We start from the raw sequence: 25,912 nt of genomic DNA, 5'->3' as shown, positions 1-25,912 counted from the left end.
ATGCATGGCGACAACTAGCCTATAATGATCAAACCGTGATCAACGAGACATATCCCTCAGGGGCGTCGACTTTTATCCCCTGAGGATCAATGGGAGGGAGGTTACGACGATGAAAAGCGATCCGAAAGTCATCACGCATCTGAACACTGTTTTGGGCAACGAGCTAATCGCCATCAATCAATATTTCCTGCACGCCCGCATGTATAAGAACTGGGGTCTGGAAGAACTGAATGAGCACGAATACAAAGAGTCCATCGACGAGATGAAGCATGCGGACAATCTGGTTAACCGCATCCTGTTTCTGGAAGGCCTGCCCAATCTACAAAAACTCGGCAAGTTGCGCATCGGTGAAAACGTGCGCGAAATGCTGTCCTGCGATCTCAGCCTGGAAATGGACGCCGCCAAAGACCTGCGCGCCGCCATCGCTTACTGTGAAAAACATGCGGATTATGTGAGCCGGGACCTGTTCCAGGACATTCTTGAAGATGAGGAAGAACACATCGACTGGCTGGAGACTCAGCTGGATCTGATGGACAAAGTGGGCGAGCAGAATTACCTGCAGTCTCACATGTGAGATCGCCGCGAGCCTACTGCTGCGAGGGCTGTTGGTAGCGATAGCGTTCCAGAATACGGGCGTATACGCCGTCGTCCTGCATGGATTTGAAGGCGGTGAGCCACTTCGCCGCTTCCAACGGCCCCAACCCTGGCGAGCCCGCCAGATAAATGCGCACCCGAATGCCCACGGCTCCGCGGCGTAGTGCATCGTCAGGATATCCCAGATCCCGCTGCGCCTGCCGCATGACGTTCCAGGAGCCCAGCCAGGCGTCTATGCGCCCCGCCGCCAGTTTCCGCACGTTCAGCTCTTCCGTGTAGACTTCCTGCACATGAACCAAATGCTGATCCTTGATGATCTGAGCAGCAGCGCCGCCAATCAATACGCCAATATTCAGCTTCCTGGCCGCATCAAAATTGGAAATGTCCGCCTGACTTTCACGCAAGGCCGCCAGCAGAAACTCTTCCTGCAGTATTTCCGTCAGCCATTGGTAATCCGGCGCTCGTTCGTCCGTGCGGGCCACCGGAACCATCAGCGCATCCTGAGTATTTTTGGTCTCATGCAACGCCCGCTTGAAAGGCATCAACTCAATTTCCCCTGAGTGCCCCACTCGCTGCGCCATCTCACGCAACAGGTCACAGGCCACGCCGCGCACTTTATCTCTTTCCATATAGCAGAATAATGGCGCTTCGCCGGCGATCAGGCGCGGTTCAGCCTGTAGCGGAGAGGTCATCAAGGCAAGCATAAAAATCGACAACAACAGCCTGTAACGCATCGAAGGTTCCCCTAACCAGGGTAATGCGCCAATCCCGGGCGATCTGATTTTTGCAATTGAAACGGAGCCGGAGATCACCCTGTAACAGGCAAAATCTATGGCCCTGATTAACTAAAGGTAGGAGCGCAATAACGCCAAGTCAAAGTAAGCGGTCTAAACAATCCGGCGATTTCATTGATGGAAACAGGGAAAAGCGGCAGGAGGCTTTCCGGCCGCTTGTTTGCTCTATTATGTAGAACTGGATTGTCGATGATGTGCGTCCACGAGATTGTCTATGATGTCCGTCTATGAAGAGTCGCCTTAGCTTACGTCCGCCGCTTCCACCTGTTTCACCGGGCGCCCCTGTGGCGGATAAGGGTTCTGAGACAAAGACTGTCCGGACATTTCCGCCAGATACGCCAAACGAGTCTTCGCAGCCTGCTTCTCCTTGGCTTCTCCTACCAGAACCGCTCCCCAGGCGCGCAGACGCTCAAAGCCATACAGACAGACGCCCACTGCGCCCACCGCCATCAGAACGCCAGCCACGCCAAGGGTGTGACGCTCTACGGAGCAGGTCCAGATAAACTGCCCCACACACAGCACCGCCACGAACAACAGCGTCGGTTTACGCCCAATCAAATCTACGATGTAGGCGCCCAAAGGAGCCCCCAGTGCGACAATCGGCGCCGCCGCCAGCCAGTTTTCATACACGCCCGGCTGCATGCCAGTAGATAGATTTTTCACCACCACGCCCAGCACGGAAGTGAACGCCATAATCACAACGGAGGTCGGAATCGCGATCTTGAGGTCCGCGCGGCACAGCAACACCAGTGCGCTATAAATCACCATGTCGATGCCAACGCCAGTGACGGAAGCGACCGATGCGCCAGCGCACAGGCCAAGCATGGCGCCGACACGAAAATCCCAGTTCTCGTCGAACTCGGTCATGCCACTATGGCCAGCGATCTCACGAATACGATACAGATGCAGAATGCCGAAGCTGGCCCAGATCACTGCAAACACGACTTTTATCAACAAGCCAGGAACATAAGGGGCGATGAAGAAAATTCCCAAAGGCGTGCCGATCAGTGCGCCAAACATAGCGCCGAACAGCATAGACCAGGCGAGAGGCTGGCGACGAGCCAGTATGAAAATGCTGGCGCTGGTCATCCCGATCGCCTGTACGGCGAAACTGAAGTCCCGCCCCAAGGTCGCCGGCATATCAAACAACAACACCAACACAGGAAACCCAACAGTGCCGCCGCCCATGGGCGTAGAACCAGCGGCGTAACTCCCCAGCGCCATCGCCAGAGCGATAGGCCAGTGTTCCGTCACCGCCCTCCATTGATCGAGGCCGAACACCAGGAACGCCCAGATGCTATAAAAACCAACCAGCCATAACAGCCAAACCCAAATGAATTTCTTACGCGGCGCTTGTATCGTCATAGAAGTTACCAGGCGTTAATTGCAACTGAGCCTAGATACTAAAATGACGCTCCCACCGGCTGCTATGGACAAAACCGGGACTTACTGTCCCGGTTTTGGTTATTGTCCTGTGTGACTTTTACTGAAATTCCGACGGGAAGACGTAGAAGACAATGCGTTCGATGCAACCGTCTCCGTCCCGGAAAGGCTTGATCAGAGTCTCGGTTTTCAGTGAACCGCCGTCCTTGCGACGCAGATGCAGCTCCCCCTCCCAACATCCCCGGTCCACCACATCGGCGTACAACGCCTGATAGGCTTCGCGCGGCTGCTGGTCCGACCGCATGGTGGAAGAAGCCACGCCAATCAGCTCATGGGCTTCATACCCCAGCCAGAAGCACAGCTTTTCATTGATATCGGTCACCACGCCGCTGCGATCGATCACCACCACCCCTTCCCTGGCGTTGTCGAGAATATCGCGAAACGTCTGCGCATCCTCCCGTCCCGCCGCGGAACGCAACGACTGGGTCACTACGCGCACCAGGTCTTCATCGTCCCAGGGTTTGGTTATAAAAGTACTGACGCGGGCGCTGTTGACGGCGTCCCGCAACATGGAGAATTCACTTAACCCGCTCATCAACACTCTCTCGATGCGTGGGTACTTGTGACCGACTTTTTGCAGAAACTCCACCCCGTTCATGTAGGGCATGTTGAAGTCAGTGATCACCACGTCAAAATCGTGCTGCTGCATAAGCCGCAGCGCAGCCACGCCATCATGAGCGGAATGAGTGCGGTAACCTCGTCGGTGGAGTAGACGGGTCAGGGATTGAGTCACCCCGGGTTCATCATCAACCAAAAGGACTGCGCCGTTCATAGAATCACCCTCTTTCACCTGATTGTGATTCAAGTCTAGGCCTCAGTCCCCGGATAGTAAGCGAGGATTTGGTAAATTAGGGAAACGGTTTGTTATCTCTTATGACCGTATTTGCAGCGCTCCCAAACCCAATAATCCCAAGCCGATAAGGCTGAGCCCGAACACCGCCGCCACGGTCGGATTGGCGGACGCCGAGGCGCCTGACACCGACTCTGTCGCCGTGATCGCAGCGCCAGTCGACGCAAGGTCGGAGGTCTTGCAGAAGTCTGTGTTGACGTATAGCCCACCGCCGATTCCGCACTTGCCTGCTGGCAAGCGATCAAGCTGCGGCTCTTCATAGGCATACTTGATATTCATGCTTTCGAGGGGGCGTTTAAGATCGTACTCCGCAGAGTCCGTAGAGGTGACATAAGCCGCCTCCGCGTCCCACGCCAATAACAATAAGAGCCATAGCGATATTGTTTTCATGGTGTCCTTTCCTTGTAAACCGCAAAAGCGCTTCCTGGTTGTTCCAAGATCTTCGAACGGCATTACTCCATATGATTAGATTATTAATCCTTTGGTTGAATCCCGTCCATCACTTTTTGCGACACAGGTCACATTTTTAATATAAAACTTAACAGTGTAAATTTATAAAAAAGGAAACGCTTTCATAACTTGAAAGCCTTTCCACCTCTCGTTTCTTTCAATAAGCATAGCGCATACCAGCTTAAACGTTTTAGTAATTTTACGTATGGGATGTGTTACAGAAAGGTAATTAAAGTTCAACTCCCTGGTAACAAGGGCTGCGCGGTTAGTGCGCGGTATACATCTCTATTTTGGTTCTCTGGAAATTATAACGAATGAAAACACGTAGCATTGCTTTGGTATCGGTTTTGGCTTTGCTCACAGGATGTGGCGGTGGGGGCGGCGGCTCCTCATCGGGTAATGGATCAACAGCAAATAACACAATCAGTGCGTATGAATTCTCACTCGCCAGACAGGCGTACGCTATCACTTACGTGCCCCTGGCGGATGCGAGACTGTACAGCTTCCACGCAGTTGAGCTAAGAGATAACAAGCTGCCTGGTCTGTTAGATGGCGCGAAAACCGTCACCTGCCCCAAAGGCGGTTATTACACGGCGGAGTTCAAGTCGCTTAAGGATAAAACGAGCACATTTACGCAGAAGTTTTACAGCTGCTCTATGGACTATGGCCTCATGGACACCATCACTTACGTCAGCGGCTCCCGCGACATTTCGTTCATACTGCCAGAGGGCGACGTCCTTGAACTGACGACAGAGTCCGTCAACAACGACGTCAACGTCACTATCGATGGTTTGCCGCTGGAGTACTCGGGCACTATTACGACCAAAGTCTCTCGCACCAATGAAGACGGTAACTATCCATTCAAGATGGAAGTTACTCTTGGCGGTAACGTCACGCTCCTTTCTGAAGCGTTTTTCACTTTGAACGATATGCATAAGAGCCTTTCTCCTGTCCAATTCACTATCAAGCCAAATGGTGTTTTGCCAAACCTCATGAAAGTGAAAACCGACGGCAGCATCCTGCTGGAAAGTCTTTCACTTAAACAAGTGCTGGTCTATCCAGGCGTTAAAGAGGGAGAAACCGGCGTATTTGGCGTTGAACGCGACTCTCTATTCGAGATGGATAAAGGAAGAGTGATTTTCACCACCAATAAAGGCCTGGGCGGGCGCTCTGTCGTCTCTCGTCTCAATGATCATTTCAATGACTTCTAATTAAAATTTGAGGCGGTGAGCCATGAGATTATTCCTACGCACAATAAGTCTCGTTGCAGGCATGGCCATGCTCTCCGGCTGCGGCGGAGGGGGCTCCGCCTCCTCTTCCGAAGACAGTCAACGCAACGAACTGGCGTCCCTGGCGCGCAAGGCGTATCACGTATCCTATGTGACCATCGCCGAGAGTCGTCTGTATAGCTTCTCCGCCATGCAGAACGCGTCCGCGGATCTCCCCGACGGGATACAGACGGAGGTCACCACCAACTGCCCCAACGGCGGCTATTACGACATCACTTACAAAGGCGAACGCAACGACGGTCGCAGGGTGAAAAAACTCTACAGCCAGCGCTTTCACGGCTGTGTGCTGAACGTCGGAGTGGATGGCCTCGTTGAGTTCGTCAGCGGCGTCCGCGACCTGGAAATGTGGTCGGAAACCCTGTGGACGCCCAATACCGATGAGGTGAGCGCCACCTATGATAATGTCGCGCTCAACATCGACGGCAAGGCGTTCAACTTCTCCGGCAAGCTGCGCATGTCTGTCGGTACATTGACACAGGATCAGTATCCGCTGGACTTGCGTATCGATCTGCTTCCAGGCATGGCGATGACCGTGGACGGAACGACCTATCACCTCAGTGGCGACGGGTCTCATGATTTCATCAGGCCGCAAAAGAACTCGCCCAATCTGATGAAAGTTAATCCCGATGGCGGGATCTGGCTGAACGTGGTGGGAAAAGGCGATTTCGCCGTACTGGCTGGCGCACAAGACTCTGCGGACCTTTTCGTGCGGGAGCTGCCGACTGTCGACGCCATCGACACCGGCTGGGTCAGGTACGCGCAAGGCGACATTAGAGGCGAATTTAAAGTTCAACGCCGCAAAGGAGAGATTGTCTCCGCGCAATAGCCCCTTTCAACGATTTCGATCGACCGCTCCCGACGCATTACGGTTTGCTACTTATTCATTGTCGGGAGCGGCTTTTTTTCAGCGCCTGGTCTTAATTACCCGTTTTATCCGCTTCGCGTTCCTGTGTTACATCGCGTCGCTTTCTTTATCCTGAACTTGTCTTTTAGACGGTTCGGTTCGGCTACAGGCCCAGACCTTTATAAGTGTAATAACCGGTAATAATCTTGCGTTCGCCTTCTTTCAATACGGTTGAGCGGTGTAATGCGCGGGAATCGAAGATAAACATCGTCCCTTTCTTGCCAGTAATGGTCTTTTCTTTATATTTCCAAAGTTTTCGAATCGTCGCCGCTTCATGGGGCCAGAACATGCCGGAATAGTCGGTCATTTCTGTGTAGCGGTTATTTTCGTCCGTGCGGAAGTGCAGAAAGTAATTGTATTCCGGCCAGTAACGCCATAAATGGTTCTTGTGGCTGCCCAGGGTAATCGTAGTCGGCGCCTGGTTTTCTGTTACATCAGTCAGGTACACCCACACTTTAATGCGATGACGCCAGTCGTCAAAGTGGTGGTGGTTGGACTGGGAGGATGTCCCCACTTCCCTCTTCTCTTCATAGAACGTTTTCAGCAGCTCACACTTACTGGAGCAATAGCCTTTGATCAGGCTGAGGATCATCGGGTCCTCAAAAATCTTACGGGTCATTGGCGCCACAGTGGCGACATCATAAACCCGCGAAATACCCGTATCGATGTGGCCATTGGCGACAAGGGTAAGATCCTGACGTCTCTTGGCGGCCTCTATATCCTCCAGGAACTCGTCCACCTGCTCCGGCGAAAAGTATTCCTCGAATACCACACAACCGTCCCTGTTCAAGGTGTCCAGGTGCGCTTTGTACTCCTTCGCCACCGGAAAGGGGGAAAGCGCGCAACGAATTTTGTAGTCCAATTTCTGTACTAAAAAATCCACCATTGAATCTTTAGCGTACAAGCTCAGCATGTCAGACTCCTTCGGCTATGCGGGCGTCGCCGATAATCATAATAAAAATTAGCTTACCGCTCACAACTGCAGAATGTCAGCAGGCCGCTAAGATATAGCAGAGCGAACGCAAATGACTGTAAGCCTGTGTGGAAATTTGCAAGCAATATCCCCCGTCCGGATACACAGATAGGGAGCTGAATCGTCTTATGTATCAGAATTTGACAATACATGTCTCACAAAACTTCCATCACTTCCTCGCGCCCTTCGCGATCACAGTTAATAATCTAAGTTTACTAATCATTTCCAATTATCGCCGTTATGCAATGGCGAAGAATTTAGACCATGCTATTTTCTATGGCGGATTTGTACTGTTTGTCACCAAGTGAGGTCACTCCAGATGTTCATAGATAAGAACGAAACAGCAGACGTAGCCGCGAAAACTGTTCCCTTCGTCAAATACACTTCCTGCGGCAATAACTTCGTTATTGTTGACGCTACCGAGGACAGCGTATTGGCTGAAATGGAATGGTCGGCTTTCGCTCCCAAGGCCACAAGCACGACTTTTGGCATTGGTTGCGACAATCTGCTGGTAGTGCAACGATCAAATGCACGGACGCTGGACGCGATCGCTAAGGATAGAAACTACTGGGACGCAAAGCCGGATTTATCCGCTGCGGACTATGTTTTCAGAATGTTTGAGCCCAACGGCGAAGAAGCCGCCTGCTGCGGCAATGGCTTGATATGCATCGCTGACTTTTTGCGCCGCAAGCACGGCGTGACAGTGTCCAATATCGCCACTGAAATCCCGTTGTCAACGCCCAACATTATTTCCATCGGCAGCCTCGGTTACGACGGCAGCTGGGTTAACCTGGGCATGCCTCGCCATACGCCAACCCAGTTGGTCAACCGCGACAGCCTGCATCCGCTGGACGACACGATCGACGTTATCGAGGAACTCACCATTCAGTTCCGTCGCGACGATCTGAAGCCCTATACGGATGAATCCACGCTGACCATTAAAGGCTATCTGGTGTTCACCGGTGAACCCCATCTGGTGATTTTCCCGGATCATGACTTCTCAGTGCCTGAGCTGGCCAACTTCATTTTCGGCGCCACGCCTGAAGGTCATGCGCCGGAAGACAGACGCCGCGGTCTGGGCGCCTGGCTGGTGCATCGCATCGGTTCTTTTATTAACAGCCGCTGCCGACACATTTTCCCTGAAGGCGTCAGCGTCAACTTCGCCCGTATCCACAACCTGGACTCCGTCTCCAACCGTTGCTTCGAACGCGGCATCAATCGTGAGACCCTGGCCTGCAGCACCGGCGCTCTGGCGGTGGCCTACGTGGTGCAACAGTTGTTCTCCATGCCGATCACCAACATCAACCTGCTGCCTATCCGCTGCCGGGAGGAAGATCCCGATGCGGTGATCAATATTCAGCAGACGGAAAACGGTTGGGTGCTGACGACCAAGCCTTACATGTTGTTTGAAGGCCAATACCGTATGCAGCCGATCAATGTGGTGGCGCCAACCGCCAACGAGTACCTGATGGCGGAAAGCGAAGCGCGCTTATACAAACAGCAGCTCACCCTGGAGGCGGCGAATTCGTCCATCATCCGTAAGCGTTTGATGACTAAGCAGTAATCTGATTTTTCCGTAGTAGCCTGGAGGTATTTCAATGAGTTACGATCGCCACACTTAGCTATGAGGACCGTCACTAAATGGACGCGCTAAACCCGATGCGGTTTTCCGCAAGAATGACGCTATTGCTGATTCTCACACTGCCCCTCAGCGCTTTCCTTTCTTATGTTGTGTTCGAGCGTTTGCACGAGCAGCACTTTCTGTCCGCGTCGCTGTTTGACGCGGGAATCAAAGAGATCCGTATCCAAAATACGACAGATCTTGAGGATTTGAGTCAACGTCAAACCGAGTTGTCGGAAAAACTGCGCGCCTCCGCCGTGTTCAAGGCCGCCGTCCAGAATATGGGCCGACAGACCGGCGATGCGTCCTCCTTCGCCGGGCCGGAGCTTGCTCTGGCCCGGAATGGCGTCGTCACCCTGAGCACTGACGCCAGCCAGATCGGCGCCGACCTTCCCAATGCTTACCGCTTAAAGCGGCTTCCTGGCGACGAACTGAAGTACGCAACCACCCAGGATCGATTCGAAATCATTCTTTCTTCGACGCAGCCAGACTCTGACGTCACCCTTATGGTGACCCTGGACAAGGCCGTTACCGCCGCCAATGGCGAACAGCGCGCACGTCAAGTGTGGGAAAGTCTGGCGCGAGGATTCGCAGCGGGGTTCGCCGTACTGGCGGGCATGACGCTGCTGCTGGTTTTGCTCAATCGCGTCGCCAACACTTCGATTGAGGAAGGCGACAGTAAAGGCGCCCGTCGTTTCGCCCGACTCGCACGCGCCGGGGCCGGCATTCTCACCGCCGCCAGCGCCCATGGAGCATTGTTCGTCACCGCCTGGCTCTCCATTCAGGCTGACCTGACCTCGGCGCAGGGCGACGCAGCCTACAGCGGCGCGGAGTTCATTGCGCTGGTGGCGGATAACGCCACCATCATGTTGATCGCCTTGCTGATCGCAGTGGAAATGTCTGTGGTTTTGTTCGCCGGGCGCACGCCGGCGGAGCCCTCACATCCCCCTGACACTGCGCCTTCTGCGCCCCAACCCGCGGCATCTGAGCTGTACAAAGCCATGCGGCCGGCGATTTTCCTGTTTCTATTCGGCGTGGACCTGTCCATGTCGATACTGCCTTTGCACATGGAGCGGCTTTATGACGTCATTCCCGGCGTGTCCAGAGAGTTTGCGCTCGGGTTGCCTGTTGCGGTGGAGTTTTTATGCGTTGGCGTCGCCATCTTTGTTTCCGGCGCCTGGCTGGACCGCAAAGGCTGGGTACCGCCCTTCGCAGTGGGGCTGTTGCTGACGCTGGCGGGAGGTCTGTACTCCTGGCAGGCGCCGGATGCGCTGCAGTTCGTATTGTCCCGCGCCATTCTGGGCTTCGGTTACGGCCTGACGTTGCTGGCGGCGCAGGGCTTCGTCGTGCGTCACACCGACACCCGTACTAAAACCCAAGGGCTGGCGCATCTGTTCGCCGGTCTTTATTCAGGCAGTATCTGCGGCGCCGCCACCGGGGCCCTGATCGCCGAGCGCTTTGGCTACGAGGCGGTGTTCCTTACTGGCGCGTTGCTGGTGTTCACCGTCGTCGCCTATGCGGTCATCTACTTGCGACGGGGCGTATCCGGCCCCGCTGCGCCCAAGGCCGCCGCCAGCCCCGGAACTCATAGTGGGGAAATCAGCATCTGGCGCTTTCTGGGGGATCGTAATGTGATCGCCGTCAGTCTGCTCAGCAGCCTGCCCGCCGCCATCGCCGCCATTGGCTTCATGCACTACTTCACGCCGGTCTATCTGAGCCGCATTGGCGCGCCGGAAGCCAAGATCGGGCAGATATTGATGCTGTTCGGGCTTTGCATGACCTTTCTCGGTCCTCTGGTCGGACGACTGGCGGATCGTATGCCAAGCAAGAAAATTCCCATTTTTATTGGCGGATTGCTTGGCAGCGTCGCGTTTCTGTCTTTTATCGGCCTGCAGGGCGTCGCTGCGACCTCCTGCGCCGTCATTCTGCTGGGATTATCCAACTGTTTCGTGCTGTCCTCCCAGAGCGCCTACGTCCTGCATCTGGACGTCAGCAAAAAACTGGGGGAAGGCAAAGCGCTCGGCCTGTTCCGGGCGTCCAGCCGTATCGGTCAGATGCTTGGCCCGATGTTGTTCGCCGGGCTAGTGGGGTTGTCTGATATCCGTCACGGCGTGGCGGTATTGGGGGGCGCGTATCTGATCACTGTCATTCTGTTCCAATTACTGGCTGCGCGGGAGACGCCCGCCGGCGACAGCAGCAAGACCGAGGAAAGCGCCGCGCCGGCGCAGCCCAAGTCGCAGCAGTCGCCCTCCCGTCAAAGCCAGAGCGCTATTTCCAGCCGCAGCAAAACCGCATAAGGACCTCTTCATCATGGAATCACTCCTGTCGGAAAGCAGCCTGACCGATTCGCTGCTGACCCAGATTCGCGCGCGTCTTCCCGTCGTCGACGGCGCACTGCAGGCGCATGCCCGCTCCCCGGTCTGTGACTACACCCGTAGCGGGTTTCGCATCGCCCCCAGCAGTTTTCAGCCTCGCCAGGATCTGGCGGACGTATTGCAACGCTATGTCTCGCCCCTGCTTGGCGAAGCGGTGGCCACGGCGGTCAGTGCGGATATTCTCAGTCATCCCGTCGCCCTGACCGCCAATCATCACGGCGTGGATTATTTCGCCCAGTCCGTGCAAGGCACGCTGCTGTTTGGACTCTCCACGGGGGCGACTACCCTGCCCGTGTTCGCCTGCGCCAATATTCCCCTCAACAATCTCACCTATCCCCGGGGAATGCTGCTGTATCCTGAGGCTAAGTTCGCCGAAAGCGCCGCCAATGGCGCTTTTCCGCTGAAAATACCCCTGTTTCCCGACCGCCTGAAGCGCACCATCGTCGCCCGCGCCCCCGCCCTGGACGCAACCATGCTGCAAAACGCTCGGAAACGCCTACGCGCCGTCAGCAACGACGCCCCCCGACTGGCCGAGACCGCTCTCAGCCTGCTGCAAGAGGAATACGAGGCGGAGGCGGTGATGGCCGCCGCGGATTACTCGGATCAGGCGGTGATGCTGAACCAGCGTGTCTGGAGCCGTCTGTTCGCCGCCAACGTATCCGCGCCAACGCTGGTCTATCTGGAAATGGAAAAAATAGCGACTATGCTTCTGGAATATGACTTGGCTAACCCGGATAGTCTCGCTTCCATTCTCTTTTTCGAGCAGCCTTTGTTGCGGGCTCTGGACGCTGAACTTAAGGGAGTCAACGGTTCCGGCACCTTTCTGTTCTGGGGCGTTGACGACGCCGGGCGCAGAGTATCACTCGGCCTGACGGCTGAAGACGGAGGCGCGGCGACATTGCGTGCAGTGGACGGACAACAAAGCGATTATGCAGTTCCCCTGACGGCCGGTTTGTTATTGCAGGAACTTCACTCAGGTCGTCTATTGCCTTCATTATTCACGAATTTTCTTGTCATCGCCCTGGCCCGCGGCGTAACCTGCGCCGGCGGTTACTATCAGGCTTCCTACCTTCCTCGGATGCAACGCGGCGTGCTGAACGCACTACAACGCCATTTTGGCGAAGACGCCCGCTTTCAAGCCATCGCCCAGGCCTTCACAGGATTCTATCTGTCAGGCATGCAAACCGTAGTCACCCGCACTCGCGACGATGGCTACGTGCCGGCGGGTCCGGTTGAGATCATCGCCGCCGGCGGGCTGGACGCCAGCGCCGTGGCGCGCATTCGCGCCATGACCGTGGAGCAGGCGCATATCGCCTCGTTGCTGGAAACGACGGCGGACGTGATGACCGGTCAGGGGGCCATGCCGGAAGGCTGGGCAGCCACCCTCGCGGGTGAATGTCGACATCGCCTGGCGGGCGTCCCGGTGACCATTGAGGCTTGAGAACGCCCAAAGGTCTGAGAATGCCTGATAGTGCGCCATTAAGAGCGCAATAGAAACAAAGGGTTATATGGAAAAGTTGCAGTAGCGCAGTAAAGCAGTCAAAGCGAGTGAGGTGTTAGGGAACTATAATTGCGAAAACGAGTTTGGGGAGCATAAGGAGAACAGCGAATGAGGATAAAACTTTATCTGGTCGCTCTGATATCACTGACATTGACGCTGTTCACCAGCGTCGCCACTGCGGCCACATCCGCCAAGGCTGAAGCCGCTTCGAAGTTCAGCATGGAGCCGACGACCAATCAGGGTCAACGTTGGCGAATTGGCTACTACGAAGGGGGCGAGTATCCGGATTATCAACGGGAGCTGATCGTCACCGTGCGCTCGTTGATGGATATGGGCTGGATCAAAAAGGCGGACATCCCTCCCCAAAAGGGCGATCAGACCAGCGATCTATGGCGCTGGCTTTCTGAGTCGGCCCAGAGCGACTATATCGAGTTCGTCAAAGACGCCCACTACAACGCCAATTGGGACGACAACCTGCGCGCCCAGATGAAGACGGACATCATCAAGCGGCTCAGCGAAAAGAAAGACATCGACCTGATGATCGCCATGGGCACCTGGGCGGGGCTGGATCTGGCCAACAACGAGCACAGCACGCCGACGCTGGTGTTTTCCGCCAGCGATCCTCTTTCCGCCGGCATCATCAAAAGCATCGACGACTCCGGTTATGACCATTTGCACGCCACCATGGACCCCTTCCGTTATGATCGCCATATCCGGGTATTCCATGACATTACCGGTTTCAAAAAGCTCGGCATCGCCTACGAGAACACCCAGAACGGCCGCAGTTACGCAGCCGTAGACACCATCGAGGCGTTGAGCAAAGAGCTCAAGTTCACCATCGTGCCCTGCTACACCAAGAGCGACATCGCCGACGTCAGCATGGCGGAGCACAGCGTCATCGACTGCTTCCAGAAGCTGGCGCCGAAAGTGGACGCCATTTACATCACCGAACAGGGCGGCGTCACCCGCAAGACTTTGCCGGTGATCGTGAAAACCGCTCAAAAATACAACGTGCCCACGTTCTCCCAGTCCGGTTCCGAAGAAGTTCGCTATGGCGTGCTGGCCAGTCTGTCGCAGTTCAACTTCAAGTATTTTGGCGAGTTCCACGCGCAGACCATGGCCAGGATATTTAATGGCGCCAAGCCCAACGAACTGCCCCAGTTGTTTGAAGAACCGGCGAGAATGGCGCTTAACCTGAAGACCGCAGAGATCATCGGGTTCAACCCCTCCCTGTTGTTACTCGGCGCCAGCGACGAGATTTACAGAGAGGTCGAAACGCCCCAATAAGCGTAACCGCCCGCTCTCAGAGCGGGCGCCAGCAAGATGGAGCATCTCATGCGCAATTCGATCATCAGGATTGTCTTCCGCTTCACAGGCGTGCTGGGACTCACTCTCCTGCTCGCCATGACGCCTCCTGCCGCCGCTTCGCACCCGCCTGATACGCCACAGGCGCAAAATCCGCCCGCTCACGCCCCATGGCGTCTGGCTTATTACGAAGGCGGCCCCCATGGCAACTATCACGACTACCTTGAAGCCACCATCCGCGGCCTGATAGCGCTGGGGTGGATCGAACCCGTGGAGCTGCCAAGCAGCGAGGCAGACGCCCGCACGCTCTGGACCTGGCTGGCGCATAACGCCAAAAGTCAGTACCTGACGTTTCTGGACGACGCCTACTACTCCGCAGACTGGGAACAGGATTCCAGGGAGAAAATTCGTGCGGATATTATCGACAGGATGAACCGGCAGAAAGATATCGATCTGGTCTTCGCCATGGGCACCTGGGCGGGTCAGGATTTGGCCAATAATCGCCACCACACCCCCATTTTCGTGATTTCCGCCAGCGATCCGATTCAGTCCGGCATCATCAAAAGCGCCGAAGATTCCGGCTATGATCACGTGTTCGCCCGGGTGTCGCCCCAGCGTTACGAAAAGCAACTGCGGGTGTTTCACGAAGCGGTGGGCTTCAAGCGCCTCGGGGTGGCCTACGAAAACTCGGTGGACGGGCGCGCCTATGCGGCGCTGGAGAATATCGAAAAAGTCGCCAAGGAGAATCGCTTCAAAGTGGTAAGTTGTTATACCCTAAGCGATATTCCGGACAACAGCAAAGCGGTGGAAAGCGTACTTTCATGCATCGACAAGCTGGCGCCGGAGGTGGACGCGCTGTACATTACCATGCAAGGCGGCGTAAATGAGCGCAGCATTCCGAAAATAGTTAAGATCGCCAATAAGCATAAATTGCCCACTTTTTCCCAACTGGGCTCGGAAGAAGTAAAATATGGCGTTTTGATGAGTATGTCGCGGCCGGACTTCGAATCCGTCGGTAATTACCTGGCTTCCTGCCTGGGTCAGGTTATAAACGGGGCGAGCCCCAGAGCCCTGAAACAATTGTTTGAGGAGAAGACCAATATATCCCTTAACCTTAAGACGGCGGAAGTCATTGGCATCTACCTGCGCGCAGACTGGCTTGCCGCTGCAGACGAAATCTTTCGAGAAATACAGGTTCCCGATTAAACATGGTTCGAGCTAACAGCCGTTTTTTCAGCCGCTACCGTTTTTACTCGCTAAGAACCAGGATCATTTCTCTCATCCTGTTGATCATGTCCATAGCGGCGCTGTCGATTCTTTATTTCACGCATCGTGACGTGGGACGCGCGATGCTTCATGCTGAAGAATCCTCTGCGCAAAACGTATTAAAGCTGGTCGAGCTGAACATCAAAGCCGGTTACGATCAGTTGACCGGCGACAAAATAGAAATCCTCTCCAATCTGCAAAGCGACTTGCAGAGCGTGTCGGAAATCGCGCAGTCCTCCTTCAAGGTGTACGGGGATTTGTACAAATCAGGCAAGGTCTCCCAGGAAGAGGCCGAGGCCATGGCGTTCAAGTGGCTGCGGGACGTGCGCTTCGGCGAAGTGGAGGTCTTTGTGTTCAACCGCCAGGGCGGCGTCATGGCGCACCCGGACCCCAGCGTGGAAGCGACGTACATCACTTCACTGCGGGATTTTAAAGGCCGCGTCATCTACCAGACCATGGCGGACGACAATCTGGATTCTTCCGGGGACAAAGCCATCTTCAACTGGCGCAAACCCGGCAGCGACCGCGACAGCCGCCATATTGGCTACTTCCTTCCCCTGCCCGACTGGAAACTGACCCTCGTCGCCATGGTGGACTTCGAGTACGTCGAAGCGGAAAGCCGCAAGAAGATGAGCGCCATTATCGACAGTCTGCGTAAGACGTTCCCTGACATCAAAGTCGCCAACACTGGCTACGCCTATCTGTTTGACGGCCAGAGCGAAGTGCTGGTGCCGCCGCCCGGCAATGGCGAAGAAGGCGACGCGCCCAAGCCGTTGAATGGCGAGCAGCGGGATCTGCTGGCCGAGTTGATCGGGCAAATTGCGGCGCAAGAGCAAATCGGCCAGGTGGTGTATCACTACCAGGACCCCTTTGTGGCCGGCTCCAAACGTGATGAAGAAAGGCAGGTAGTCGCCTACGTCAGCTATTTCAAACCTTTCGACTGGTACCTCTCCGTGGTGGTGCCGGTCGAGGAAATCTCCGCGCCGGCGGAAAATCTGGTGAAGAGCCAGAGTCTGGTCATCGCCTTTTTCTTCATTGGCAGCATTCTCGTGGCCTTCATCTGGGTGTCGCGCATTTCCCGGCCATTGGACTTCCTCACCAATTACGCCAAACAATTGCCGTCACAGGATTTCCTCAAGGACGACCAGCCGAACAGCACGATTCAATCGTTGGCGGTGCGCTCTCGCGATGAGGTGGGACGTCTGGCGGAGTCGTTCATCTTCATGGAAGTGGAGCTGAAAAAGAACATCAAGGAAGCCTGTCGCGAGAAAGAAGCCGCGGAACAGGCCAATCAGGCGAAAAGCGAGTTCCTGGCCAGAATGAGTCACGAAATCCGTACGCCGATGAATGGCGTGCTGGGCATGGCGAGCATACTTGCGGATACGCCATTATCGGAGAAGCAGCGCAAATACCTGGACACCATCGTCAGTTCCGGGGAGTCGCTGCTGAATATCATCAACGACATTCTGGACTTCTCCAAGATCGAAGCCGGCAAGCTGGAGCTGGATAATCACGCGTTCAAGCTGCCGGAGTTGCTCAACTACCTCGTGGATATCTTCTCACCCCGGGCGCACAGCAAGGACATTGAACTGGGTTGCGCCCTCAGCGATGGCATTCCTGAGACCCTGATCGGCGACAGCGGCCGCCTGCGGCAGATCCTCACCAACCTGGTGGGCAACGCCCTTAAATTCACCCAGCAGGGCAGCATTCAGATCATCGTGGAAATCAGCGATGAAGACGCCCGCAACATGAAGCTGAAAATATCGGTCAGCGACACCGGCATTGGCATCCCCCTGGAGAAACAGGAAAAGATCTTCGAATCCTTCTCTCAGGCTGACGGCTCCACCACCCGCACCTACGGCGGCACCGGACTTGGCTTGAGCATCTCCAAGAGCCTGGTGGAACTGATGGGCGGCGAGCTGGGCGTGGAAAGTCGTCCCGGCGAAGGCTCCACGTTCTGGTTCTCCGTGTGGCTGGAAAAAGATCCCGCCACCAGCGGCGTCTCCACCTTAACCACCAAAACCAGCGGAGGCGCAACTGGCCGCACTCAGAATCCGCCGCTTAGCGGACGCGTTTTGTTGGTGGAAGATCACCCCATCAATCAGGAATATGCGGTAGAGCTGCTGAATATGATCGGCATCACCGCTGACATCGCCGAGAATGGTCGCGAAGCGCTGACGCGCCTGGCCAAGAACCACTACGACATGGTGTTGATGGATTGCCAGATGCCGGTTATGGACGGCTACGAAACCGCCATGGCCATTCGCGCCGCGGAGCAATCCCACCCCGGCAGCCGACGCCTGCCGATAGTGGCGCTGACCGCCAACGCCCTGCCAGGGGACCAGCAGCGCTGCATGGATTCCGGGATGGACGACTTCCTCGCCAAACCTTTCAATATCCAGCAACTGTACGCGTCACTGGCGCGCTGGTTGCCCACCGCCAAAGCGCGCATCGCCGACCGCAGCGCCAAATAGGCGGGCGTCAACGAAAACTTCTCACCGGGAAAAGTTAAAACAGGGAACGGATCGGAATCAGAGCAGACAGGGCGGGCAGATAAAGATCAAGGCGTCATCCGACGCCTTTTTCATATTGTTTGAACGCGGCGCTAAGCGTATCCAGCAAATGCGTATTGTCCCAGGGCTTGGAGATATAACGGTAAATTTCCCCCTGGTTGATCGCCCGCTCCAGACTCTCCGACGAGCCGTGCCCCGTGAGCAGAATGCGCAATGACCGCGGATGCATGGTTTTGATTTTGGAGAAAAACTGCACGCCGCTCTCTCCTGGCATCTGCAAATCGGAAACGATCACCGCCACTTCGCGCCGCGCCAGCACTTCATAGGCGTCTTCCGTATTGCTCGCCACCAGCACTTCGTAGGCCTCATCTCGCAAAATGCGCTTGATGCTGCGCAGGATATTAGCGTCATCGTCCACCACCAGCACCGCGCCTCTGTCCCGGCTGCGACCAAACTCGCTGATGTCCAGGCGCGGACGCTCTTTGAGCATGGCGCAGATCTGTTCTTCAGGCAGCGGGCGACTGAAGTAGAAGCCCTGTATCGCATCGCAGTTTTCCGCCGCCAGCAGGGCGATCTGGCCCGCCGTTTCCGCCCCTTCCGCAATCGTCTTTAAGCCCAGGCTCTGGGACATGCGGATAATGGCTTTGACGATGGAATAATCGTCCGGGTTATTGGTCAGGCCAGACACAAAGGATTTATCAATTTTCAGCTTGTTAACGGGAAAGCGCTTCAGGTAACTGAGGTTGGAGTACCCGGTGCCAAAGTCGTCAATGGACAGGGACACGCCAATATCCTTGAGCCGTTGCATTAAAGAGATAGAGGTGATCGGGTCTAACATGGAGAGAGACTCGGTCAGCTCCAACTCCAGGTATTTCGGCTCCACCATGTATTGATTCAAAGCCTGCTTCACCAGTTCCTCGGTTTTCTGCTCCATGAACTGCAAAGCGGAAATGTTGATCGCCACCGGCACGATTTTCAGACCCTGCCGCCGCCAGCTTTCCAGACGTTTACACACGGCGAAGATGACCCATTCGCCAATAGCGGAGATCAAACGCCCCTCTTCCGCCGCAGGAATAAAATCCCCCGGCGGCACCAGCCCCAAGGTGGGCGACTGCCAGCGGATCAAAGCCTCAAGCCCAATGATCTTGCCCGTGCTCAAATCCACTTGAGGCTGGTAGTGCAAGACGAACTCGTCATTCTCCAGCGCCTGTTTCAGACTGCTTTCCAGCTTCAGACGCTCGTTAAGGCGATCCTGCATCTGGTGAGTAAAGAACTGATAGGCGTTACGTCCAGACTCCTTGGCCCGGTACATGGCGATATCCGCATGACGCATCAGCGCTTCCACGTTGTCGCCGTCTTCCGGAAAACTGCTGATGCCCAGGCTGCAGGTAATCGAATGACTCTGTCCCAGCAACAACACCGGCGCGCTGACGGAGCTGATCAGACGCGCCGCCAGATGAGTCAGATCCCCTTCACTTTCCAGGTTATCCACCAGCAAAACGAACTCATCGCCGCCGAACCTGGCCAGGGTATCGCAGCTACGGGTGCAATCCTGCAAACGCTTGGACATGATCCGCAGCAACTCATCACCAGCGTTATGCCCCAGGGTGTCATTGATCAGCTTGAATTTATCCAGATCGATGAAGATCAGCGCCAAACGGGATTCGTTACGCTGCGCGTGATTGATCGACTGGGTGACTCTGTCCAGGAACAGGCTGCGGTTAGGCAAACCAGTCAATGCGTCATGAGTCGCCTGAAACTCAATCGCCGCTTCCTGACGCCGACGCTCAGTGATGTCCCGTAACACAAACATATGAGAAGGCGAGCGGTGATAGGTAATAGGAATGCAATTAACCTCCACCTCAACGCGGCCCCCGGTAAGCTGTCGCAACAGCATGACTTCCGGCGGGCCGGCGCTTCGGTCCATCGAACAAGCCTGTTTTAGCTGTATAGCCGCGTATTCCTTCTGGTCCTCCGCGACAAAGTCCAGCAACGCGCCGCCCAGCAGCTTGTCCGGGTTATCCGCTTTCAGCATGCCCACCGCTGCGGAATTCAGAAATACAATGCCGTCTTCCCCTTCCACGAGAATGGCGTCAGGGGTGGTCTCAACTAATTTACGGTAGCGCTGCTCACTGTCCTTAAGTTGCTGATAGGCGACTTTGAGAGCGATATGGGTGTGCACCCGAGCCGCCAGCTCCTCGACCTGGAAAGGCTTGGTGACGTAATCCACGCCGCCTGCGTCAAAACCCGCCTTTTTGCTTTTAACGTCGCTGAGAGCCGTCATGAAAATCACGGGAATATCGTCGCAGCCATCCAGTTTCTTCAGCTTGCGGCAGGTTTCGAACCCATTCATTTCCGGCATCATCACGTCCAGAAGAATGAGGGAGGGTTGGTTTTGCGCAGCGATTTGCAGCGCCTGCATGCCATTTTCGGCGGAGAGAGTGCGGTAGCCCCGGCTTTCCAGGCAGGCCACCGCCACATCCAGATTGAGAGGCGAGTCGTCGACAATTAAGACCGTGAACTCAGAGAGATCCTCGATCGTGGCGCAATCCTCGAATCCATCAGCTTGCAAGATAGTCGTCATGAAAGAGACTCTGATTCCCGTTAGCCCTTATCCAAAAGATAGCCCTGCGGCCGTGGATTTCAAGGCCGCTTGTCGTCTCCCCCCGTTCAGTAACGCCGCCCACTCCGGCTAAGCGCCTGTCAGGCGGCTCATCCGCCGCTTTGTTTTTGTTTGTATCGATCCATCAACTCATGCTGTAGCTTCGGCGGCGCGTAATCATAATGGCTGAATTCCAGCGTATAAGCGCCCTCTCCGCCAGTCATGGATTTCAATTTGGACTGATAATTGTCCAGCTCCGCCAGTGGAATCAACGCCGACACCGCAGCCCTGTTGCGGCTGAGCGCGTTGCTGCCCGTCACCATGCCCCGGGAACCGGAAATATCGCCAGTGATATCCCCGACGCTGGCCGCTGGCGCAGTTACACTGAGCCTCACCATGGGCTCCAACACCACCGGCTGCGCTTTGGTCACCGCATCCAGAAAGGCTTTCTTGCCGGCGGTGACAAAGGCGATCTCCTTGGAGTCCACCGAATGATGTTTGCCGTCGTACACCGTCACCCGCAGGTCCTGCAACGGAAAGCCGGCGATCGCGCCGCTTTCCAGCACCTGGCGCACGCCTTTTTCCACGCCGGGAATGTACTGAGAGGGGATGGAGCCCCCCACCACTTTGTTTTCAAATTCAAAGCCCTTGCCCCGCTCCAGAGGCTCCACCCGCAGATAGACTTCGCCAAACTGCCCTGCTCCGCCGGTTTGCTTTTTATGACGGAAATGTCCTTCCGCAGGCTTGGAGATAGTTTCTTTATAGGCGATGGAAGGCGGATGAGTGACCACCTCCACATTGAACTGCTGCTTCATGCGCTGCAACACAACCCGCAGATGCAAGTCGCTGACCCCGTACATCACTGTTTCATTCAACGAAGCGCGGTGCTCCAGCTTGAGACTGGGATCTTCCGCGCACACCTTCTGCAAGGCGTCCGACAGTTTCTGCTCATCCCCTCTGCGCACCGGTTCAATGGCGATGCCGCAGATCGGCGGCGGAAAGTCGATGGACTTGAGGTGGTATTGCTCCTCGTCCGTCGAGTCATGCAGCACGGAGTCGAATTCGATATCATCCACCTTCGCCACCGCACAAATATCTCCCGGCACGCCATAGGCGGTCTCCCGGGTTTTCTTACCCTGCAGTTTCAGCAGATGGGCGACTTTGAAAGGTTTACGGGCGTCGCCCACATACATTTGCGAGTTCGGGGAGATGCGTCCCTGATGAATCCGAAACACGCCCAACTTGCCCACGTAAGGGTCCACCGCGACTTTAAACACATGAGCGATAGCGTGCTTGCCCGGGTCCGGCTCCACCGCCACCTTCTTGGCTTCGGCGCCCTCGCCTTTCAAAAATTGCGGCGGGTTGCCTTCGAGAGGCGTCGGCATCAGATGGGAAATCACCTTCAATAACTCTTCCACGCCGGCGCCGGTCTGCGCCGACACGAAGCAGACGGGAATCAGATGCCCTTCCCGCAAGGCTTGTTCGAAGGGATCGTGCAACTGCTCTGGATTGAGTTCCTGTCCCTGCTCCAGATACACCTCCATCAACTTCTCATCTACCTCCACGACCTGATCCACCAGCGCACTGTGCGCTTTCTCTACGGATGAAAAGTCCGTGGCGCGACTCTCGTCCGGGGCGAAATAGCAATCCACCACCCCATGACCGGATTCCGCCGGCAGGTTGATCGGCAGACATTCAGGACCAAAGGCTTCGCAAATGCTCTCCATGAGTTGGGCGAAGTCGATATCGTTCATGTCTATCTTGTTGACGATGATCATGCGGCAAAGCTCACGCTTTTTAACCGCCGCCATCAGACGCTCCGTCACCATTTCCACGCCCGCCTGCGCATTGATGACCAGCGCGGCGGAGTCCACCGCAGGCAATATGCTCAATGTCCGCCCAAGAAAGTCGGGATAGCCGGGGGTATCGATGAAGTTAATATGCGCCGCGTCGTAATCCAGGCTGCATACGGAGGTGTAGAGGGAATGCCCCAGCTCTTTTTCCTGGGGATCGAAATCGCTGAGAGTGGCGCCTTTTTCAACGCTGCCGGCGCTGGGGATTTCTCCGGATTTAACCAGAAGCGCTTCCAATAAGGTCGTCTTGCCGCAGCCGACGTGTCCCAAAAGCGCGATATTGCGGATGTTTTCTGTGCTGTACTGCGCCATAGCTCTTCCTTTTGGTGAGTGGAGACGACTTGCGTCGTCAAACGGAGCTTCGGCCAGTATCCCGATCGTATTCCGCACGGAGGACCCGTCGTAAAACACGAACTGCGATGGATTCTGGAAGGAGTATTTCTATGAATTAAAGMAGAAAATCCGGGATTTGGGAAAATTGCGGGGTTAGCAAAAACCGATAAAGTCGTAATGGGGATATTCAGCGGAATAAAAGCGCAATTTTACACAGAAGTATCCGAGCGCTCTGGAGATACTATCCCTGTCCGACAGCGGTTTCAGAAGCGCTTACCCCGTTTCTGACTCCCCCTTTCCGCTTACGGCGGCTTCTCCTGGCGTCTGCGATCGCAGGAGAGCCTCCCAGCGACCGAGGCGTTAATGAGCCAGGGTGGGCGCCTCGGTTTTTTTACTTTCCTACAGACTGGCCGCTACAAACTGGCGACGTCGACCCTGACAGATTTCTGTCGCCTATTCAGCCAACAGCTTGAGCCCGGAGGGCAACGCTTCGCCGAATACGCGCTTGGTTTCCGCCTCATCCAGCTCCACCACCTGGGACACCATGTCGACCCAGACCGCCGGCGCCTTGGCGGTTTTCAACGCCGCAGCAACCGCCTTGCGGTCCGCTTCGGACAGATCCCGTACGCGATCGCCGCTCATGCGCGATAGCATCACCGTAGCAAAGGCCGCTTCCTGATTCTTTTTCCAGTCTTGTTTGAGCAACTGCGGCAACCAGCCGGACACTGTCTCTGCAGTAACCACATTGTGCGCGCTGCCATGGAAAGGCTGCCGCGAGGCGATGCGTCCGAGCGCCCACCAGCTTGCAACAGGTTCGCTGGGTTTCTGCAGACGCTGTAACAGCCACTTGGCGACTTCGACCTTGGTTTCCACTGGCAAGCGCTCCAGCGCCGCCGCCAATCGCACCATGTCCTCGTAGGACTTGAACGCCGGCGTCGCCACCAGCTTGCGGCTACGCAATGCGGCCGGATTAATGTAGACCGCCGCATCTTTGTAAACGCGCTGCTGCTGCTCACTGTTGAGCCCGCCAGCGACACGACGCCAGAAGGTCCACCATTCGCTCCACAGCTGCCCTTCCTTATCGAATTGCAGCCCTTGCTGATAAATTTTCCAGACTTGCTGCACCCGCCAGTCATCCAGGGGATCGCCAAAACCGGGACGCAGGCAGTATCCTGCGAAATTGAGCCAGATACGCTCATGCGCTGCGGAACGGCGACGATTTTTTGAGCCTTCCAGAAACTTGTCGAAAACGGCGCGCAGCGTGGGCATATCCCATTGGTCGCGCTTACCAAGCAGCTTTTCCAGATCATTGCGCAGCGTTTTGATGGAGTCGCCGCCTTTTTTGTTGGAACTGTAGGCCGCTTCGATTTTGCCCGCCGCTTCAGCGAACTTGGCGGGCAATTGCGCGCTACTGTCTTCCACCGGCGTCTGTTTGCGTAATTGGAAATCCAGCCGCCAGCGTTGTGGGCTGGCGTCGCCGCCGGCGATTCCCACGCACTCGACCTGTAACGCGCCGGCCTCCGTCAGCACCGCGCTCAGTTCCACTTCAACTTCTGCGCCGCTGTCCTCCGCATCGGCGCTCAACGCCGACACCATGGGCGGCAGGAAGATGAAGTCGTCATCGTTCATTTCCTGCAGATCGCCCGCGCTGAATGTCCTGTCGCCCGTTGAGGACGCCAAGTGGAAACGCACCGGGCGTCCGATACGCAACGCGAATTTACGACCATGCAGACGGATTTCTTCGCCTTCTTCCGTCGCTTTGGGCAATAAGCAAACGCCAAACTTCTTGTCTGCGGCGGCGTCAGTGGACGCCTCCACAATCAGAAAATAAGAGCGCGCCGAGCCGCCGCCGATTTTGATCTGCGCGCCTTTACGCGCCAGCCCGTAGGCCACTCCGCCAAAAGCCACCGCCAGATTGGGATGGGCATTATCCAGCAGCTTAACCGGGGCGCCATTCCATTGACTTAACAGCGCCTGCGCCCGCTCACTGAGTAACGGGCTGTTGAATACGCCGCCGTTCAGCAACAGCACGTCGGGAACCGCCGCAGCCGTTTCACTGGTCTTCAACGCCTGTCGGCAGGCCTGCTCATGACGGGCCAGGAATTCCGCAATGTATTTGCTGACGGCAGGGTCCGGCGCATAGGGCAAACCAAACTCCACCACCGCGCTGCGTCGCCTGGCGGGACGCTCGCTGAATTCACAAAGAGGAAAAAAGCCGTCCACGGCGATATGGTGGGCTTCTTCACGGGTCAGCTCGCAACTTTTAGCGCCGCCGATCAGCTTGGCGCCGCCGCCCAGCACCGTCACGGAAGCGGCATCAGGCGCTTCCGGCGACAATAGTAACTCTTTGGCTTTTCGGGTTTGCTGGATCAGCTGGGAAAGCGCGGCTGCGCTGAGCTTACGCGCGCTGGCGATGCGCTGTTCCGCTATATGGGCCAGCGCCAGATCGATATTGTCGCCGCCGAGCATAAGGTGGTCGCCCACTCCGACGCGATTGAGGGTCAGCTCCCCTTGATCGCCGGACCCGGCCGCCACGCTGATCAGACTCAAATCTGTGGTGCCGCCGCCAACATCGCACACCAGCAAGAGTCTGGCGTCCTGCAACAGTGATTGCGCCTGTTCTTTATTACGCGCGCACCAGTCGTATACGACCGCCTGCGGCTCCTCTAACAACAGAACTTCCGGCAAGCCCGCCAGACGTGCGGCTTCAAGAGTAAGGGAACGGGCGCCTTCATCAAAAGACGCCGGCACCGTGATGACGACTTCCTGCTGTTCCAGCAGGTCCTGCGGATGCTCCCTGTTCCAGGCCTGTCTGACGTGATGCAGGTAGCTCGCGCTGGCGAGCAGTGGAGACACTTTGACCACGTCCTCCGCCGCCGCCCAGGGCAGAATGTCCGCAGTGCGCTCCACCTGGGGATGGGACAGCCAGCTCTTGGCGCTGGACACCAGTCGGCCATCGACTTTGGAGCCCAACTCCCGCGCCCATTCGCCGATCACAACCTGATCGATCTCACCGGGTAACGCCTGAGGGCGCCAAGGCAGTTGCAGATGATGCTCCGCAATCTCGCCGGGGGCCGGATGGTAGCGGAAAGACGGCAGCATGGGCTTTTTCGCCAGCTCGCCCGGCGCCACCAACTGCTCGATTTCAAACAACTTGGGAACGGCGTTTTCCGCTCCTGTTGAGATGTCCGTATAGGCCACCACCGTGTGAGTGGTGCCCAAATCTATCCCTACCAGATATTTCAC

General features: G+C 56.1%; 17 protein-coding genes. 9 read left to right on the top strand and 8 right to left on the bottom strand.

Features of this window, described 5'->3' with window-relative positions; translation table 11 throughout:
• The first annotated feature begins 109 nt into the window (after window positions 1–109).
• A complete protein-coding gene (gene bfr / locus KP814_RS07820; protein WP_216736240.1) occupies window positions 110–574 on the top strand; it encodes a bacterioferritin in 465 nt (154 codons plus the stop codon).
• Between the two features lie 13 nt (window positions 575–587).
• On the opposite strand, the gene KP814_RS07815 is transcribed toward bfr, so the two are convergent.
• From KP814_RS07815 to KP814_RS07800, 4 genes are all read right to left on the bottom strand, one after another.
• On the bottom strand, window positions 588–1,328 hold the full coding sequence (locus KP814_RS07815; RefSeq protein ID WP_216736239.1) for an ABC transporter substrate-binding protein: 741 nt from the start codon (window positions 1,326–1,328) through the stop codon (window positions 588–590).
• 300 nt (window positions 1,329–1,628) lie between these two features.
• On the bottom strand, window positions 1,629–2,753 hold the full coding sequence (locus KP814_RS07810) for a sulfite exporter TauE/SafE family protein (RefSeq protein ID WP_216736238.1): 1,125 nt from the start codon (window positions 2,751–2,753) through the stop codon (window positions 1,629–1,631).
• A gap of 118 nt (window positions 2,754–2,871) precedes the next feature.
• A complete protein-coding gene (locus KP814_RS07805) occupies window positions 2,872–3,603 on the bottom strand; it encodes a response regulator (protein ID WP_216736237.1) in 732 nt (243 codons plus the stop codon).
• A 99-nt stretch (window positions 3,604–3,702) separates the two neighbouring features.
• Entirely contained in the window at window positions 3,703–4,071 is a 369-nt protein-coding gene (locus KP814_RS07800; protein WP_216736236.1) for a hypothetical protein, read from the bottom strand.
• A 374-nt stretch (window positions 4,072–4,445) separates the two neighbouring features.
• Here KP814_RS07800 and KP814_RS07795 point away from each other — a divergent pair, with 374 nt between their 5' ends.
• Both KP814_RS07795 and KP814_RS07790 read left to right on the top strand, forming a co-directional pair.
• Entirely contained in the window at window positions 4,446–5,342 is an 897-nt protein-coding gene (locus KP814_RS07795) for a hypothetical protein (protein WP_216736235.1), read from the top strand.
• A gap of 22 nt (window positions 5,343–5,364) precedes the next feature.
• Window positions 5,365–6,246, top strand: a complete 882-nt coding sequence (locus KP814_RS07790; protein ID WP_216736234.1) for a hypothetical protein — start codon at window positions 5,365–5,367, stop codon at window positions 6,244–6,246.
• 181 nt (window positions 6,247–6,427) lie between these two features.
• Here the strand turns inward: KP814_RS07790 and KP814_RS07785 are convergent, their stop codons facing one another.
• Complete coding sequence (locus tag KP814_RS07785; protein WP_216736233.1) at window positions 6,428–7,237, bottom strand: phytanoyl-CoA dioxygenase family protein; 810 nt, start codon at window positions 7,235–7,237, stop codon at window positions 6,428–6,430.
• A gap of 379 nt (window positions 7,238–7,616) precedes the next feature.
• Between KP814_RS07785 and KP814_RS07780 the strand changes: the two genes are divergently transcribed.
• The 6 genes from KP814_RS07780 (at window position 7,617) to KP814_RS07755 (ending at window position 17,839) form a co-directional block, all read left to right on the top strand.
• On the top strand, window positions 7,617–8,861 hold the full coding sequence (locus KP814_RS07780; protein ID WP_216736232.1) for a diaminopimelate epimerase: 1,245 nt from the start codon (window positions 7,617–7,619) through the stop codon (window positions 8,859–8,861).
• A gap of 77 nt (window positions 8,862–8,938) precedes the next feature.
• Window positions 8,939–11,215 (top strand): MFS transporter, encoded by a 2,277-nt coding sequence (locus tag KP814_RS07775; RefSeq protein ID WP_216736231.1) that lies wholly within the window; start codon window positions 8,939–8,941, stop codon window positions 11,213–11,215.
• A 13-nt stretch (window positions 11,216–11,228) separates the two neighbouring features.
• Window positions 11,229–12,734, top strand: a complete 1,506-nt coding sequence (locus tag KP814_RS07770) for a hypothetical protein (protein WP_216736230.1) — start codon at window positions 11,229–11,231, stop codon at window positions 12,732–12,734.
• Between the two features lie 168 nt (window positions 12,735–12,902).
• On the top strand, window positions 12,903–14,081 hold the full coding sequence (locus tag KP814_RS07765; protein WP_216736229.1) for an ABC transporter substrate-binding protein: 1,179 nt from the start codon (window positions 12,903–12,905) through the stop codon (window positions 14,079–14,081).
• 48 nt (window positions 14,082–14,129) lie between these two features.
• On the top strand, window positions 14,130–15,305 hold the full coding sequence (locus KP814_RS07760; RefSeq protein ID WP_216736228.1) for an ABC transporter substrate binding protein: 1,176 nt from the start codon (window positions 14,130–14,132) through the stop codon (window positions 15,303–15,305).
• Between the two features lie 2 nt (window positions 15,306–15,307).
• Window positions 15,308–17,839, top strand: coding sequence for a cache domain-containing protein (locus KP814_RS07755; RefSeq protein WP_216736227.1), 2,532 nt, complete (start codon window positions 15,308–15,310; stop codon window positions 17,837–17,839).
• 94 nt (window positions 17,840–17,933) lie between these two features.
• Here KP814_RS07755 and KP814_RS07750 read toward each other — a convergent pair whose 3' ends face one another.
• The 3 genes from KP814_RS07750 to KP814_RS07740 all read right to left on the bottom strand — a co-directional run bounded on the left by KP814_RS07750 (window position 17,934) and on the right by KP814_RS07740 (window position 25,912).
• The gene (locus tag KP814_RS07750) at window positions 17,934–20,462 is read right to left on the bottom strand and encodes an EAL domain-containing protein (RefSeq protein ID WP_216736226.1); all 2,529 of its coding nucleotides are present in this window, start codon (window positions 20,460–20,462) and stop codon (window positions 17,934–17,936) included.
• A 128-nt stretch (window positions 20,463–20,590) separates the two neighbouring features.
• On the bottom strand, window positions 20,591–22,645 hold the full coding sequence (gene fusA / locus KP814_RS07745) for an elongation factor G (protein WP_216736225.1): 2,055 nt from the start codon (window positions 22,643–22,645) through the stop codon (window positions 20,591–20,593).
• Window positions 22,646–23,119: 474 nt separating this feature from the next.
• The gene (locus KP814_RS07740) at window positions 23,120–25,912 is read right to left on the bottom strand and encodes an Hsp70 family protein (RefSeq protein WP_216736224.1); all 2,793 of its coding nucleotides are present in this window, start codon (window positions 25,910–25,912) and stop codon (window positions 23,120–23,122) included.

Source organism: Hahella sp. HN01 (assembly GCF_018986435.1).
Classification (GTDB): Bacteria; Pseudomonadota; Gammaproteobacteria; order Pseudomonadales; family Oleiphilaceae; genus Hahella.
The sequence above is the reverse complement of the archived record's forward strand: the minus strand, read 5'-3'. Positions and strand labels throughout refer to the sequence as shown.